This is a genomic window from Polaromonas sp. LjRoot131, assembly GCF_964252805.1.
Classification (GTDB): Bacteria; Pseudomonadota; Gammaproteobacteria; order Burkholderiales; family Burkholderiaceae_C; genus Polaromonas.
The window spans coordinates 135,981-151,525 of sequence record NZ_CAXUPF020000001.1 but is presented as its reverse complement, the minus strand read 5'-3'; the positions used below and the strand labels follow the sequence as shown (position 1 = coordinate 151,525).

At 66.6% G+C, this 15,545-nt stretch carries 14 protein-coding genes; 7 read left to right on the top strand and 7 right to left on the bottom strand.

All coding sequences use genetic code 11. From position 1 onward, the window contains the following. The first annotated feature begins 33 nt into the window (after nt 1-33). Entirely contained in the window at nt 34-417 is a 384-nt protein-coding gene (locus ACSQ27_RS00720) for a hypothetical protein (RefSeq protein WP_436153567.1), read from the top strand. Between the two features lie 25 nt (nt 418-442). Further along, nucleotides 443-1,060 (top strand): ABC transporter ATP-binding protein, encoded by a 618-nt coding sequence (locus ACSQ27_RS00715; protein WP_436153566.1) that lies wholly within the window; start codon nt 443-445, stop codon nt 1,058-1,060. Between the two features lie 620 nt (nt 1,061-1,680). Here ACSQ27_RS00715 and ACSQ27_RS00710 read toward each other — a convergent pair. From ACSQ27_RS00710 to ACSQ27_RS00685, 6 genes are all read right to left on the bottom strand, one after another. After that, nucleotides 1,681-2,289, bottom strand: coding sequence for a tRNA-uridine aminocarboxypropyltransferase (locus ACSQ27_RS00710; RefSeq protein WP_436153565.1), 609 nt, complete (start codon nt 2,287-2,289; stop codon nt 1,681-1,683). Further along, a complete protein-coding gene (locus ACSQ27_RS00705; RefSeq protein ID WP_436153564.1) occupies nt 2,282-3,061 on the bottom strand; it encodes a TerC family protein in 780 nt (259 codons plus the stop codon). The genes ACSQ27_RS00710 and ACSQ27_RS00705 overlap by 8 nt, the downstream gene beginning before the upstream one ends. A gap of 158 nt (nt 3,062-3,219) precedes the next feature. Then, complete coding sequence (locus tag ACSQ27_RS00700; RefSeq protein ID WP_436153563.1) at nt 3,220-4,383, bottom strand: AI-2E family transporter; 1,164 nt, start codon at nt 4,381-4,383, stop codon at nt 3,220-3,222. A gap of 17 nt (nt 4,384-4,400) precedes the next feature. Next, nucleotides 4,401-5,123, bottom strand: coding sequence for an FkbM family methyltransferase (locus tag ACSQ27_RS00695; protein WP_436153562.1), 723 nt, complete (start codon nt 5,121-5,123; stop codon nt 4,401-4,403). 58 nt (nt 5,124-5,181) lie between these two features. Beyond that, nucleotides 5,182-5,922, bottom strand: coding sequence for a LytR/AlgR family response regulator transcription factor (locus ACSQ27_RS00690; protein ID WP_436153561.1), 741 nt, complete (start codon nt 5,920-5,922; stop codon nt 5,182-5,184). Next, nucleotides 5,919-6,986 carry a sensor histidine kinase gene (locus tag ACSQ27_RS00685; protein ID WP_436153560.1) on the bottom strand — a complete coding sequence of 356 codons (1,068 nt, stop codon included), beginning with the start codon at nt 6,984-6,986 and terminating at the stop codon, nt 5,919-5,921. The genes ACSQ27_RS00690 and ACSQ27_RS00685 overlap by 4 nt, the downstream gene beginning before the upstream one ends. Before the next feature lie 253 nt (nt 6,987-7,239). Between ACSQ27_RS00685 and argH the strand changes: the two genes are divergently transcribed. Together argH and ACSQ27_RS00675 are read left to right on the top strand one after the other, a co-directional pair. Next, nucleotides 7,240-8,649, top strand: a complete 1,410-nt coding sequence (argH, locus tag ACSQ27_RS00680) for an argininosuccinate lyase (protein ID WP_436153559.1) — start codon at nt 7,240-7,242, stop codon at nt 8,647-8,649. 19 nt (nt 8,650-8,668) lie between these two features. After that, nucleotides 8,669-10,135: a rhomboid family intramembrane serine protease gene (locus ACSQ27_RS00675; RefSeq protein WP_436153558.1), complete on the top strand. Its 1,467-nt coding sequence runs from the start codon at nt 8,669-8,671 to the stop codon at nt 10,133-10,135. 9 nt (nt 10,136-10,144) lie between these two features. Here the strand turns inward: ACSQ27_RS00675 and ACSQ27_RS00670 are convergent, their stop codons facing one another. Then, nucleotides 10,145-11,437, bottom strand: a complete 1,293-nt coding sequence (locus tag ACSQ27_RS00670; RefSeq protein ID WP_436153557.1) for a tetratricopeptide repeat protein — start codon at nt 11,435-11,437, stop codon at nt 10,145-10,147. 324 nt (nt 11,438-11,761) lie between these two features. Between ACSQ27_RS00670 and ACSQ27_RS00665 the strand changes: the two genes are divergently transcribed. The 3 genes from ACSQ27_RS00665 to ACSQ27_RS00655 all read left to right on the top strand — a co-directional run bounded on the left by ACSQ27_RS00665 (nt 11,762) and on the right by ACSQ27_RS00655 (nt 15,526). Then, nucleotides 11,762-12,421, top strand: a complete 660-nt coding sequence (locus tag ACSQ27_RS00665; protein WP_436153556.1) for a response regulator — start codon at nt 11,762-11,764, stop codon at nt 12,419-12,421. A 2-nt stretch (nt 12,422-12,423) separates the two neighbouring features. After that, on the top strand, nt 12,424-13,794 hold the full coding sequence (locus ACSQ27_RS00660; protein ID WP_436155375.1) for an ATP-binding protein: 1,371 nt from the start codon (nt 12,424-12,426) through the stop codon (nt 13,792-13,794). A 211-nt stretch (nt 13,795-14,005) separates the two neighbouring features. Then, entirely contained in the window at nt 14,006-15,526 is a 1,521-nt protein-coding gene (locus ACSQ27_RS00655) for a DegQ family serine endoprotease (RefSeq protein WP_436153555.1), read from the top strand. The last annotated feature ends 19 nt before the right edge of the window (nt 15,527-15,545 follow it).

Sequence of the window (15,545 nt, the reverse complement as noted above, 5' to 3'; positions counted from 1 at the left end):
GCAAACCAACATACTGACCAGACACCTCAAGCGATGACAAGCACTTTCTACAACCCGGATCTCGCGCCATCACCCGCGGTCTGGCTCGGCATGTCAGAGCAGGAACGCATGCGCCTTGCCATGAACTTCCACACAGCGCAGCGAATGCGCGGCCATGTTCGCCATCACGCGGTTCTTCACGTTGTCGTTGAGAACTACCTTGCGCAAGGCTTTGGTCCCGCCACGCAAGCACTTGCGGCTCTCATCCGGGATGGGCATGCGCGGCATGAAGCTCTTCATCTGATCGGCCAGGAAATAGGGGAAAGCATGTCGCGCACTGCAGAGGACCCCAGCAAAATGCAATCCGTCATCTCCGAACGGCTTCTTCGGCTGGCCAGGCAAGCTCCGTCGGCGCAGCCGACTCAAGTCGACGATTGATCAGCTACCCATCAAACACCCCGCAATGCTCTCCATTGAAAACCTCAGCTTCCACTACCCCAAGCCCAAGGTGGAGCTTTTCTCCCAGCTGTCCATCACCATCCCGCCGGGCGTGACCCTGGTGCAAGGCGGCGACGGACGCGGCAAGAGCACCCTGCTGCGCTTGATGGCGGGCGCCATGGCTGCGGATGCGGGCCGGTTGCAGCTGAACGGTATCTCACTCAAAGAGCAGCCCGAGGCCTATCGCCGGCAGCTGTTCTGGATGGAGCCGCGTACAACAGATTTCGACCAGCTCACGCCGGTGCAGTTCTTCGCATCGCTGGGTGGCCGCCATCCCGGTTTTGATGAAACGCTGCTGGAACCCCTGGTCGAGGGCCTGGGGCTGGAGCCGCACATGGAGAAAAAGATTTTCATGCTGTCCACCGGGTCGAAGCGCAAGGTCTGGCTTGCGGCGGCGTTTGCCTCAGGGGCCGACCTGCTGCTGATCGACGAGCCGTTTGCCGCGCTCGATGCGCCTTCGATTGCGTTTGTTAAAGAGCGGCTTCAGGATATTTCGGAGCATCCGGGCCGGGCGGTGGTGATGGCGGACTATGGGGCTCCTGCTGGGGCGGTGTTGGCAGGGTTGGTCGATCTGGGGGACTGATTGGAGCCGGGTCTTGCTCCCGGCGGGCGCTCTCTGCTGAGAGTGGCTGGCCGGGGGTAGCCCGGCGGCTACTCACTTTTCTTTTGCTTCGCCAAAAGAAAAGGCGACCCTGGTTGCTGCGTCCCTCCGCTTCGCTGCGGGCAACCTGCGGTGCTCGGTTCAGGCGGGGTCTCGCTAAACTCGCCTTCGGCTCAAACAACGCGATCCCTGATCCGCCTGAACCTGCGCTCCTCGGCGCATCCACAAGGGGTGGGGAAGGAATACCAAATTCAAATACCGAATACCTGAAGAAACAAGGACTCGCCGTGGCGAGTCCTTGTTTGTCTTGGTTTGTTTCTTTGTCTTTTGTCCCCGCTCCCGATTGCCCCGTCCTGGCTGGGCCGAGGAGCGCAGAGACAAGCGGATCAGGGCCGGCGTTGTCTGAGCGAAGCGAGTTTAGCCGGACCCCGCTTGGCTCGAGCACCGCAGGTTGCCCGAAGCGAAGCGGAGGGACCCAGACTGCGGGTCGCCTTTTCTTTGGTGACTTTCTTTTGGCGAAGCAAAAGAAAGTTACTTGCTGCCGGGCAACCCCCGGCCAGCAGAACCAAGAGAAGAGCACTCCGTCGGAACAAGCCCCGACCTCATACCGGCCTGAAGGCCATCTGCTGCGCAACAAACCCCTCAAACGCCCGCAGCAGCGCCTGATAGCCCCCACTATCCCCTTCAAGCCGAACCAACGCAGAACAGACCGCCTCCAGCGTAGACAACTGCCCAGGTTTATGCGCCTTCCGTATCCGGTAGTTCGAGGCCGGCAGCTCGACCAGCGACAAGCGCGGCAACTTCCGAAGCAAAGGATTAAGGAGCAGCATCTTCCGGCTCTTGCGCCAGGTCGCATCCAGCACCACCAACCGCACCCCCGCCGGGTCCTTGAGCCGCTCTGCATCCAGGGCAGCAGGCGCCTCGGCATCTTCCGGCGTGGGCGGATACAGCAGCACCGTATAAGCCGTCGTCTCCGCCATCGCCGCCCGCAAGCCGGCCTCGTCAAACGTTTCGCCCGTCAGCATGCGGCTGCGCGGCAGGCTCAGGTGCAGGAGCCGGCCGGTGTTTTTGGCGTGGTCCACTTCCAGGGGGTGCTGCAGGATCAGCACCTCGGCCGCATGCGCGACCGGGGTGATCCACCGACAGATGCAGGCGCTTTGCGGCCGCAGGCAGATGGTGCAGCCTGCGCGCCTGGGGACAAGCTCAGTCACGGGCGCGGGGGCTGTCCGCCGCCTTGTCGTCCGCCGAATAGGCGTTCCTCAGGTGCACAGGCTTGCTGGTCTTGCGGCGCATGCGGATATTGAGCATTTCCACCCCCACCGAGAAGGCCATGGCGAAGTAGACATAGCCCTTGGGCACGTGGTGGTCCAGGCCTTCGGCGATCAGCACCACGCCGACCACGACGAGGAAGGACAAGGCCAGCATCTTGATGGTCGGGTGGGTGGACACAAAACGGCCTATGGCCGGCGCGAACAGCATCATCAGGCCGACGGAGGCGATGACGGCGGCGATCATGACGGTCAGGTTGTCGACCATGCCGACGGCGGTGATGATGGAGTCCAGCGAGAAGATCATGTCGACAATCATGATCTGCACGATCACGGCGGCGAAGGTGGCCTTGACGGTGCTGGAGGCATGGCCCTCTTCGCCTTCCATGGACTGGTGGATTTCACCGGTGCTCTTCCAGATCAGGAACAGGCCGCCCCCGATCAGGATCAGGTCGCGCCCCGAGATTTCCTGCTTGAGCACGGTGAACAGCGGCTCCACCAGCCCGATGATCCACGACAGCACCAGCAGCAGGCCGATGCGCATGAACATGGCCATGAACAGGCCGAGCCGCCGCGCCACTTCCTGCTTCTCCTTCGGCAGCTTGTCGACCAGGATGGAGATAAAAATGATGTTGTCTATGCCCAGCACCAGCTCCAGCGCGGTGAGGGTGGCAAAGGCAACCCAGGCTTGCGGGTCGGTGAGCAGTTCCATCATGGCGTGTTCTCTTTCTTTTCATTCAGTTAGCAGGACTTCCAGACCAGCATGAGCCGCAGAACCGGCTTTGCCGGGCTGCAGGCGGGCGGCCCCCTCGGGGGGCAGGGAGTTACGCGAAGCGAACGACCGTGGGGGCCTTATTCCAGCGTGGGGGCCTTTCACGAGCCTAAGAACTCGCCGATAGGCTTCAAGTCTTCCACCCGGTCGCAAATCGCCTTGACGATCATCAGAATCGGGATACCCAGCAGCAATCCCCACACGCCCCACAGCCAGCCCCAGGCCAGCAGGCCGACAAACACCGCCACCGGGTTCATGCGGCTGGCGCGGCTGGTGAGCCAGGGCGTGAGCAGGTTGCCGACCAGGGTGTGGATGACCAGCGAGGCCCCGCCCACGGCGAGGGCCATGTTGAGCGAGCCGAACTGCATGAAACCCACCAGCGCCGAGCCGGCCGCCGTGACCAGCGAGCCGACGTAGGGCACCAGGTTGAGCACGGCCGCCGCGACGCCCCAGACGGCGGCATTGTCCAGCCCCAGGGCCAGCAGGGCCAGCCAGGTCAAAAGGCCCACCAGCGCGCTGGTCAGCAACTGCACCTGCAGGTAGCGCTGGATCTGGCCGGTGATTTCATTGAGCGCCTGCAGCGTGATCTTCTTGCTGCTCAGGCTGTCGCCCGCCAGCTTGATCAGCTTGCGCCGGAAGGTGTCGCCCGAGAGCATCAGGAAGTAGGTCAGGAAGACCACCACGGTGGCCTGGCCTATCAGCGCGATCAGGCCGACAGTGCCGGACCACAGGAAGTGCCTGATGTCAAAGCGCGCGGGCTCCACCACGACGCGCATGGCGCCGCGCGTGTTGCCGGGTACCGAGCTTTCCTGAGCGGCCTGCTCGATCTGCGAGGCGGCTTTCTGCACGGTTTCCAGCGCGCTGTCGGAGCGGCCGGTGCGCGCCTTCACGGCCAGGCGGAACTTCTGCGCCGCCGCCGGCAGCGCCTCCACGAGCTGCGTGGCCTCGTCGCCGAGCGACCAGGCGGTGGTGCCTATGCCGCCCAGGATGGCCAGCAGGAGCACGGCCGCGCTCAGCCAGCGCGGCACCCGCCTGGCCTCAAACCAGTTGACCACAGGGGAAAACGCGTAGCTGAACAGCACACCCAGCATCACCGGGATAAACACGGCCTTGGCCCAATGCAGCACAAACAGGAAGGCCAGCCCGGCCAGCACCACCAGCGACATGTTGCGGATGTCGACCGGCATATGAAGCAGCAGCCGGTCGGGCTCGGGCGGCGCCGCATCCGGCCCGGCAGGCGGCGTTGCGGCTTCTTCTTGTGTCATGTGTCCCCCGTATGCATTTAAGCCGCCGGGCGCGAATAGCGAAATTTCCGCGATGGAAGGCCCAGATAGTACTTACGTAGATATTCAAACCGGGCCGCCCAGGAAAACGTGTAGGACGCTTTCGCCGGAACGTACCAGCTGTTCAGGCCGGTTCGCAGCAGCAGCTGGTAGCCCTGGGCGCGCATCAGCGCGTGCTTGTGGTGGTGGGTGACGTGGTCCTCGATCAGCACCAGCCGGGGCTGCCAGTGGCCGAAGTCGAAACCCGACAGGGCGACCAGTTCATGGCCCTCGATGTCGATGGACAGTAAATCGAAACCCACGGGCGCGCCGTGTTCTCGCAGCATGGTGTCCAGGGTTTCGCAGCGCACCGCCACGGTGGAGCGGACCACTGCGCCCAGGGCGATGGGCCGGTCTTCCAGCGTCGAGTGCGGCCCCGCGCGGTTCAGCTGCAGCAGCTTGCCGGCGTTCTCGGCGCTGGAGCAAGCCATCTCGATCACCGTGCCCTTGCGGCTTTGGCGCAGCAACGCGCAGCAATCCGGGTCGGGCTCGACCAGCAGGCCCGTCCAGCCCAGCGCCTCCAGGTGCTGGGACTGGGAGTCGAGCACGGGGTCGTTGGCGCCCACGTCCACGTAAAACCCGGGCTTGCCGTCAAAAAATTCGCGCACCATCTGCTGCTCGACGGCGGGCTGGTTGCTGAAGCGGTGCACGTGGCGCTGGGTGAAATCGGCGTATTGGGACATGTGTGAGTGGGGAAACGGAAACGAAAACAGGAATACCGGGTTGGCGGGGACAGCGGCCTCAGGACGTGATGGCTTCGCGCACCGCGCTGAGCTGGCGCCGCGACACCGCCAGCAGCTCGTCGATGCCGTTGAGCCGCACCGCCCAGCCCTCGCCCTCCTCGGGGTCGAAATGTTTTTCAAGCGCACGCACCGCATGCCTTGCGATCAGCGCGTTGCGGTGTATGCGCATGAAGCGCTGGGCGTGGCGCTCCTCGAGCTCGCTCAGCGAGCCGTCCAGGATGTAGCTGCGGCTGGCCGTGCGCACGGTGATGTACTTGAGCTCGGCCTTGAAGTAGATCACCTCGGCCAGCGGCACGCGCTCGGTGCGGCCCCGGTCCTGGATGATGAGCATTTCCGCGGCGGCCTGGGCGGGGCCGGGCCGCGCGGCCTGGGCCAGGCGTTCGACTTTCTGCAGCGCCTGCTGCAGGCGCTCCAGGCGCACCGGTTTGGTCAGGTAGTCGACGGCCTCGAGTTCAAAGGCCTGCACCGCATGCTCGGAATGCGCGGTGACGAACACCACGGCCGGCCGCCGCGGCATCGCCGCGATCATCTGGGCCAGCGCGATGCCGTCGGGACCCGGCATGCGGATGTCGAGCAGCACCGCATCGAAAGCCTCGCGCTGCAGGGCCTTCATGGCCTGTTCGGCGTCGGCGGCTTCCCCGCCCGCCACCGCCATCGGCGCCTTGCAATCGCCCAGCAGGGTCCGCAGGCGGGAGCGGGCCAGCGCTTCGTCGTCCACCACCAATACCTTGAGTGTCATGCCGGAATCTCCATGCGTACCTGAAATATGCCGTCCTTGAAGACCGTCTTGAATTTCGCCTCGACATCATGCAGCAAAGCGAGCCGCTCCCTCACATTGGCCAGCGCCAGGCCGTGCCCGCGCTCGCCGGCGCCGGCCGGCGTCGAGTTGGTGACCTTGATCACCACCGTGCCGCCGCGCTTGAGGGTGGAAATCCTGAGCTGCGCGCCGCTGGCGCTGGGCTCCACGCCGTGCTTGACGGCGTTCTCCACCAGCGGCTGCAGCAGCAGCGGCGGCAGCTTGGCCTGGTCGGCGTCGGCGTCCAGGCTCCACTGCACCTGCAGGCGCTCGCCGAAGCGGACCTGCTCGATGGCCAGGTAGCGCTGGGCCAGCAGGATCTCCTGCCCCAGGGTGACGGATTCGGCCGGATCGGCCAGCGCGTGGCGGAACAATTCGCTCAGGTCTTCCAGCACGGCTTCGGCCTTGGCCGGCTCGGCGCGCACCAGGGCGATCGCGCTGTTGAGGGTGTTGAACAGGAAGTGGGGGCGTATACGCGACTGCAGTTCGGCCAGGCGCGCCGCCGTGGCCGCCGGCGTGCGCGCCTTGGCGCGCCAGAACAGGCCCGCCAGCAGCACGGCCGACAGCAGGGCACCCGCCGCCGCGCTGGCCTGCCAGGGCGGCCGCAACAGCAGCCCCATCACCGACAGCAGGCCGCAGCCGTAGAGGCCCGCGCCCGCGCCCAGCAGCACGCCGGCCGTCCATTGCTGCCAGTTCCTGAGCCGGTTCAGCCGCGACTTGAGGGCGCAGGCCACGATCAGCCAGGCCAGCGTGGCCGGCAGCACGCCGCCGGTCAGCAGGGCAAAGCGCAGCAGCCATTGAAGGGGGTTGTCGGCGCCGAACATGGCGGCCACGCCCACCACCGCTTCGGCGAACAGCACGGCCCGCAGCACCACGCCGACCTGGCAGGCGTCGAACATGCTGGCGCGCATGCCGCCGCTGCGCCGCGCGGGCTCCTCGTCGCCGGAGATAACGCTGCCCAGCAGCGTGGATTCCCCGAAATTGTGCGGATCTGGCGAAGGCTTCATGGCGTGTGTGCTTGGATATCGACAAAACGGCGGGAGCGGGCTCCCGGGCGGATTAGAAACCGGTTCTTAGGCACATGGATAAAATCACCGAGATGCCGAGTATTGCACCGGTCGCGCCCCTGCGGCGGCGGCCTGGAAGACAATCAGGGCCGCCGCCGGCCCGTGCTTGCCCAGAATAGCGCATCCGGCGCCCCGAATCCACAGCCTGCCCGGTACAGCCGGCAAGCTGGCCGCTACCCTTAGAAAGCCCGACGTGAACCAATTCGACAAAAAGTCCCAAGCCTGGTCTGCCCTGTTTTCCGAGCCCATGAGCGACCTGGTCAAGCGCTACACCTCCAGCGTGTTCTTCGACAAGCGCCTGTGGCAGGCCGACATCGCCGGCTCGCTGGCCCATGCCGAGATGCTGGCCGCGCAAAAAATCATTCCCGCGGCCGACTATGCCGACATCCAGAAGGGCATGGCGCAGATCACCGCCGAAATCGAGTCCGGCGCCTTTGAATGGAAGCTGGACCTCGAGGACGTGCACTTCAATATCGAGGCCCGCCTGACCCAGCTGGTCGGCGACGCCGGCAAGCGCCTGCACACCGGCCGCAGCCGCAACGACCAGGTCGCCACCGACGTGCGCCTGTGGCTGCGCGGCGAGATCGACCTGATAGGCGGGCTGCTGACCGACCTGCAAAAAGCCCTGGTCGACATCGCCGAGAAAAACGCCGAGGTAATCCTTCCCGGCTTCACCCACCTGCAGGTGGCCCAGCCCGTGAGCTTCGGCCACCACATGCTGGCCTATGTCGAGATGTTCAGCCGCGACGCCGAACGCATGCAGGAAATCAGGAAGCGCGTGAACCGCCTGCCGCTGGGCGCCGCCGCGCTGGCCGGCACCAGCTACCCGCTGGACCGCGAGCGCGCCGCCAAAACCCTGGGCATGGTCGATGAAATGGGCAAGCCGCAGGTCTGCCAGAACAGCCTGGACGCGGTGAGCGACCGCGACTTCGCGATCGAATTCACGGCCGCCGCCTCGCTGGCCATGGTGCACATCAGCCGCATGAGCGAAGAGCTGATTTTGTGGATGAGCCAGAACTTCGGCTTCATCCACATCCCCGACCGCTTCACCACCGGCTCGTCCATCATGCCGCAGAAGAAAAACCCCGACGTGCCCGAACTCGCGCGCGGCAAGACCGGCCGCGTCGTCGGCCACCTGATGGGCCTGATCACCCTGATGAAGGGCCAGCCCCTGGCCTACAACAAGGACAACCAGGAAGACAAAGAGCCGCTGTTCGACACCGTCGACACGTTGAAAGACACGCTGCGCATCTTCGCCGAGATGGTGGCCGGCATCACCGTCAAGCCCGAGGCCATGGAAAAAGCCGCGCTGCGCGGCTATGCCACCGCCACCGACCTGGCCGACTACCTGGTCAAGAAAGGCCTGCCCTTCCGTGACGCCCACGAAACCGTGGCCCACGCCGTGAAGGCCGCCACCACGCACGCGGTCGACCTGTCCGAACTGCCGCTGGCCGTGCTGCAGGAGTTCAACCCCAGCATCGAAAAAGATGTTTACGACTGCTTGAGCCTGCGCGGCTCGCTGAACGCCCGCAACATCCTGGGCGGCACCGCGCCGGTGCAGGTGAAGGCGCAGATCGCGCGGCACCGGGCGCGGCTGGGCTGAGCTGAAGCACCGGCGGGATATGTTTTACGCAATTCCGCTGGAAAACCGGCCCACCTGGCGCAACCCGCCATGGCTGACGATCCTGCTGATCCTGGTGAACATGGCGGTGTTCTGGGGCCCGCAGCGCGCCGAGGAAACCGCACAGAACAAGGCCGCGGCCTTTTACCTTTCGAGCAGCCTGCCGGCGCTGGAGCTGCCGGCTTTTGTCGGCTGGCTTGAGGAAACCGGGTCACCGCGCGCCCCGACGGCCAGGCGCATGCTGGAGCAGCGCCGCTACGGTGCATTGCTGGACGGCCTGGAATCCGAAAAAACCTTCCTGGCGCGCCTGCACGCCGGCCTCGTCGTCCGGCCCGGGAACCCGGCCCATGAGCAGTGGCAGCAGGACAGGCGCCGCTACGAAGGCATGCAGCCGGCCCCCTTCACCGCCCACTGGGCCCAGGACAACAGCAAGGACGCACCGTTGCGCCCCGTGACCTGGATCACCGCGGCCTTTCTGCATGCCGACACCAGCCACCTGATCGGCAACATGGTGTTCCTCTTCCTGTTCGGCTTTTCGGTCGAACTCGCGCTGGGCCGCGGCCTTTACCTGGCGTTTTACCTCGCGGGAGCGCTCGGCGCTTCCCTGCTGGCCGGCTGGGCCTACGCCGGGCAAGGCGGTTACGGCCTGGGCGCTTCCGGCGCGGTCTCCGCCCTGATGGCCATGTATGCCGTGATGTACCGCCTGCGCCGCATCCGCTTTTTCTACCAGCTGTTCTTCTATTTCAACTACGTCACGGCGCCCGCGCTGCTGCTGCTGCCGGCCTGGATCGCCAACGAGGCGCTGCAGCACGTCGTCGGCGGCAAGGGCGTGGCCTATATGGCGCACCTGGGCGGGTTGCTCACGGGTGCGATCCTGATGGCCGCGGCCATGCACTGGCGCAAACTCACGCCGCCGCCCGTGGCCGCCGAGCAGGCCGGCGACGGCTTCGACCAGCACGTCGCCGAGGCCAAACGGCTGGCGGCCGGGATGAAATTCGACGCCGCCTGCGCGCAATGGCGTGCCGCGGCGAAACTGCGGCCCACCGATGGCGAGGTGCTGCGCGCCTGGTTCAACACCGCGCGGCTGCAGCCGGCCAGCGAAGACTTTCACGGTGCCGCGCGCCGCATCTTCCGCCTCGCGCCCAGCGACGACGCCACGCTGGAGCTGCAGCATGCCAGCTACCGCACCTACCTGGACCAGGCCAAACCCGGCGCGCGGCTCAAACCCGACGACATGGCACGGCTGGCGCGCCGCTTCACGCGCGCCCGCCAGTTCGACGACGCCGACAAGCTGTGCCGCGCGCTGCTCAAAAGCGCGCCGGAGCATTCGGGACTCGCCGACACGCTGGGCGTCTGCGCCCAGGGCTGGCTGCGCGCGGGGCAGCGCGAGCGCGCCCTGTACTGGCTGCCGCACCTGCAGCGGCTCGCGCCCAACGACATGGCCACGCGCTCACTCGCGCAGGCCTGAGCCGCAACTTCAGGCGGCCGGCTGGTCGCGCAGCAGCCAGCGCACCTCGCGCGTCGCCTCGCTGTCGGGATAACGTTCCTCGAGCACGGCCAGCACCGGGCGGGCCATGTCGGCACGGCTCATGCCCTGGGTCAGCACCCGCGCGATGAGCTCGTAGGCCTGCGGGATCGCGGCGTGGCCGCGAAAGCGCTTGTCGAAGCTGCGCAGCATGGCCAGCGCCGCCTGCGCATCGCCGGCGCGCCAGGCAGCGCGCGCCAGGGCCAGCGTCTGCTCGGCATCCTCGAGGACAAAGGCCGGCTCACGGGCGCGGCAGTCCTGCCAGGCCTTGACCGCCTCGGCCCCCAGCTCCTGCTGCAGCAGCAGCGCGATGAAACGTTTCGCATGCTCCAGCAGCGTCGGCGTCTTGTCGGACATCAGCAATACGCGGTGGTAACGCCGCAGCGCGGCAACGTCGTTGGGCCGCAGGCGCTGGTCTTCGTAGGCGATGTTGAGCGCGGCGGGGATGTCGCCCTCGGTCACCAGCTCGGCCACCAGCGCGTCGGTCTCCTGGCGCGCGATCTGTTCCGGGCTGCGGCGCTCGGGCGGGGCTTCGTCCGCGCCGGCGCCCGGCAGCAGGTCGATCTCGAGCGCCTCATGGTGCTGGTACATCACGTAACCGAGCAGGCTGGCCATGACCCAGCCGAAATAGATGAAGGCAAAATTGAACAGCGGCACCAGCAGCCACAGGCTGACCAGGGGCAGCAGCAGCCCCAGCGCGACCTGCGCACCGCTGCTCAGCAAGAACAGGAACAGGCACAGCGCGAGATAAGGCGCGCCGAGGACCTGCACCACACGCCAGAGCGCGGCCGGGTTCAGCGAGCGCATCGCGCTGCCCGATTGCACCAGGACGATCACGGTCGCCGGAAACAGGAAGGACAGCACAAACGTCCCGACCGTAGCGAGCTTGCTGTTGACCGAGGCCACGAAGCCCAGGACCACCGCCTGCACGACGAAGACGCCGAACAGCTTCCAGGGAAGGCTGCTCCACTCGTCATCCAGCTGCGACGGGAAGTCGCGGGCACGCGCGATGCCGCGTGAGCCGAGCACGGCGATCTTGAAGCCGTAGCGGCTCGCGGCCAGCAGGATGCCGAGCTCAACAATCACCCATATGAACACCCGCGGCAGGAAAATCAGTACCTCGGGCAGCAGGCTGCAGAACGCCAGGAACAGCCCATAGGCCAAAGGCGTGGCCTGCAACGGAAATGCGAAGAATTTGTTGAGGCGGTGCCAGAAGGGCTTGACCGCGGATTTGGTGGCCGCCATGCTAAAGCGCGCCCTGTGTTGCACCGGACCATCCCACCCGCATGAACGCTCCCATCCCGGCTCCCAGTTGTTGTGCGGTGATTCTAGACGGGGCCCCTGCCTTGCTCCAGAGCCGGCTCCTGTCTTGCCCCGTCTCCCCCTGGGAGAGGGTTGGGGTGAGGGCCAGCGGCTTTTCCATAGGCACAGCCCAACATCAATCGCCGCCAGCCCTCACCCCTGCCCTCTCCCAGAGGGAGAGGGAGCAATCAGCCGGGAGGTGGCCGGTTTTTAAGTTCGACCTAAGCCAAGGCGTGCATACTGGCGCCTTCCAAGCTAGAAAATCCCATGCGCCTACTTTTGGTTGAAGACGACACCATGATCGGCGAGACGGTTTTGCAGGTGCTGCGCGCCGAGCATTACGCGGTCGACTGGGTGCGCGACGGCCGCATGGCCGACGAGGCCCTGCGCAGCGAGCACTACGACCTGGTGCTGCTGGACCTGGGCCTGCCGCAGCGCGACGGCCTCGAAGTGCTGCGCACCCTGCGCGCCCGCCGCGACACCACCCCGGTGCTGGTGGCCACCGCGCGTGACGCGGTCGGCGACCGCATCGCCGGGCTGGACGCCGGCGCCGACGACTACGTCGTCAAGCCCTATGACACCGACGAGATGCTGGCCCGCATACGCGCGCTGATACGCCGCAGCGCCGGCCGGGCCGAGCCGGCCTTTGAACACAAGGGCGTGAGCCTGAACCCGGCCACGCGCGAAGCCAGCCTCAACGGCCAGCCCGTGACCTTGTCGGCGCGCGAATGGGCGGTGCTCGAGCCCCTGCTGGCGCGCCCCGGCGTGGTGCTTTCGCGTGCTCAGCTCGAGGAAAAACTCTTCAGCTGGAAAGACGACGTCAGCAGCAACGCCGTCGAGGTCTACATCCACGGGGTCCGGAAAAAACTGGGCAACGACATCATCCAGACCGTGCGTGGCCTGGGCTACCTGGTGCCCAAGCAATGACCATGAACAAACCGGTGACACATTCCCTCAGAAAAAGATTGCTGTGGTTTGTGCTCGCCGCCATCCTGGGCGCCGCCGTCCTGCAGGCCGGCACTGCCTACCGCGGCGCGCTGCGGCAGGCCGATGCGATGTTCGACGAGCACCTGCAGCAGATGGCGCGCTCGCTGCGCAGCGGCGTGCCCCTGAACCTGCCGCTCGAAGAGGCCGACGACGACGACCGCTTCGAGGTCTATGTGCAGATCTGGGGCCTGGACGGCACGCAGATCTTCCGCTCCACCCGCTCGGCGCTGCCGCCGCGCGCGGTGCTGGGCTTTTCCGACGTCGAGGCCCACGGCAACCGCTACCGCGTCTATACCTTGCAGACCGCGCTACAGACCGTGCAGATCGCCCAGGACCTGGACGCGCGCTCGGCCCGCGCACGCGCGCTGGCGGTGCGCGCCGTGATGCCGTTTGTGCTGCTGACGCCGCTGCTGATGCTGGCCGTCTGGTGGGTCATCAGCCGCTCGCTGGCCCCCATAGAACGGGCCAGGCGCCAGGTGGCGGGCCGCCGCGCCGACGATTTGTCGCCGCTGGCCGCCGAGGGGCTGCCCGACGAGGTGCGCCCGCTGGTCGACGAGCTCAACCTGCTGTTCGGCCGCGTGCGCGGCGCCTTCGAGGCGCAGAAACATTTTGTGGCCGACGCGGCGCACGAGCTGCGCTCGCCGCTGACGGCGCTCAAGCTGCAGGCCCAGGCCCTGCGCCGCAACGGCGACGCACCCGCCGAGCGCGAGGCCGGCATCGCCCGGCTCAACCAGGGCATAGACCGCGCGATACGCCTGGTTGAACAGCTGCTGGTGCTGGCCCGCGAGGAAGCCGGCGCGGCCGCGGGTGCGGCTGCGCCGGTGGACCTGCAGGAGGTCGTCAAGCTCGCGGTGGCCGACGTGCTGCCGCATGCCCTGCACAAACAGATAGACCTGGGCCTGGTGGCTGGCACCCCGCCGCCGCAGCCGCTGCGGGTCACCGGCCAGGCCGACGCCCTGCGCGTGCTGCTGCGCAACCTGCTGGACAACGCCGTCAAATACACGCCGGCCGGCGGCCGGGTCGACGTCTCGCTGGCCCTGGCGGACGGCCACCCCGAACTCACGGTGGAAGACAGCGGCCCCGGCATCCCGCCCGAAGACCGCGATCGTGTGTACGACCGCTTCGTCCGCGCCGGCGCCGAAGGGGGCCGGGCCGATGAAGCGCCGCAAACCGGCAGCGGCCTGGGCCTGGCCATCGTCAAGGCCATCGCCGGACGGCATGGCGCCACGCTGCAACTAGGCAGCTCGGAACGCCTCGGCGGGCTCAAAGTCGATGTGCGTTTTCCGGCAACGCCCGATTCAAGCGCCGCCTAAAGATTTCAGAACGGCTGAGAGCCGCTCACAAAGCCCAGCGAAGCGGTCCTGGCTAGGCGCGTCGCCGCAGACAGTACACCAGTACGGCAAGGCGGCGCAACAACGCCAGGAGGGCTTTTTGAGTGGCGCCACCTTAAGCCCCGTCTAAGGCTGCGTCCTCATAGTTGTGGGCAACGGCACCGTTGTGTGCCATCAACCCAAGGAAGCACGCATGTCATCCACCGCATTGAAGAACACCCGGCTCGTCGCCGCATTGCTGGCCGCGGGCGCCATTGGCGGCGCCGGCGTCGGCGCCATCAACATCCTGCATTCCGCCGCTACGGCCGCCACGCCCCCCGCCGTCTCTGCGCCCGCTGCGACGACCGGCGCGGCTTCCGTCCCCATGGCCCTGCCCGACTTCTCGCAGATCACCGAACGTTACGGCCCGGCCGTGGTCAACATCAGCGTCACCGGCACCACCAAGGTCCGCAATGAAATCGCCCAGGGTGACGGCGACGACGATGAATCGCCTTTCTCGGGTGACCCCTTCTTTGAATTCTTCAAGCGCTTCCAGCAAGGCCAGGGCCGCCCCGGCGGCCGCGGCAGCGCACCCCAGCAGGAAATGCCCACGCGCGGCCAGGGCTCGGGCTTTATCGTCAGTGCCGACGGCATCATCCTGACCAATGCCCACGTGGTGCGCGACGCCAAGGAAGTCACCGTCAAGCTCACCGACCGCCGCGAATACCGCGCCAAGGTGCTGGGCGCCGACCCCAAGACCGACGTCGCCGTGCTGCGCATCGAGGCCAAGAACCTGCCCGTGGTCACCCTGGGCAAGATCAGCGAACTCAAGGTCGGCGAATGGGTGCTGGCCATCGGCTCACCCTTCGGCTTTGAGAACACTGTCACCGCAGGCGTCGTGAGCGCCAAGGGCCGTTCGCTGCCCGACGACAGCGCCGTGCCCTTCATCCAGACCGACGTTGCCGTCAACCCCGGCAACTCCGGCGGGCCGCTGTTCAACACGCGCGGCGAGGTGGTCGGCATCAACTCGCAGATCTACACCCGCAGCGGCGGCTACCAGGGCGTGTCCTTCGCGATCCCCATCGACGTGGCGGCCCGCATCAAGAACCAGATCGTGGCCACCGGCAAGGTCGAGCACGCGCGCCTGGGCGTGGCCGTGCAGGAGATCAACCAGTCCTTCGCCGACTCCTTCAAGCTCGACAAGCCTGAAGGTGCGCTGGTCGCCAATGTCGAAAAAGGCGGCCCCGCCGAGAAGGCCGGCCTGCAGACCGGCGACGTGATCCGCAGCGTCAACGGCCAGCCCATCGTCTCCTCCGGCGACCTGCCCGCCATCATCAGCCTCGCAGCCCCCGGCGACAGCCTCAAGCTCGACATCTGGCGCCAGGGATCGTCCAAAGAGATCACCGCCAAACTCGGCAGCGCCGACGACAAACCCGGCCAGGTTGTGGCAAAGAAGGACAACCCCGGCCACGGCAAGCTGGGCCTGGCGCTGCGCCCGCTGCAGCCCGATGAAAAGAAGGAAGCCGGCGTCGACAACGGGCTGGTCGTCGAACAGGCCAGCGGCCCCTCGGCCCTGGCCGGCGTGCAGCCCGGCGACGTGCTGCTGTCCATCAACGGCGTGCCCGTGAAAAACATCGAGCAGGTCCGCGCCACCGTGGCCAAGGCCGAAAAATCCGTGGCCCTGCTGATCCAGCGCGGGGACAGCAAGATTTTTGTGCCGGTGAACCTCGGCTAAGTGAAGCGTGAGGCGCGCA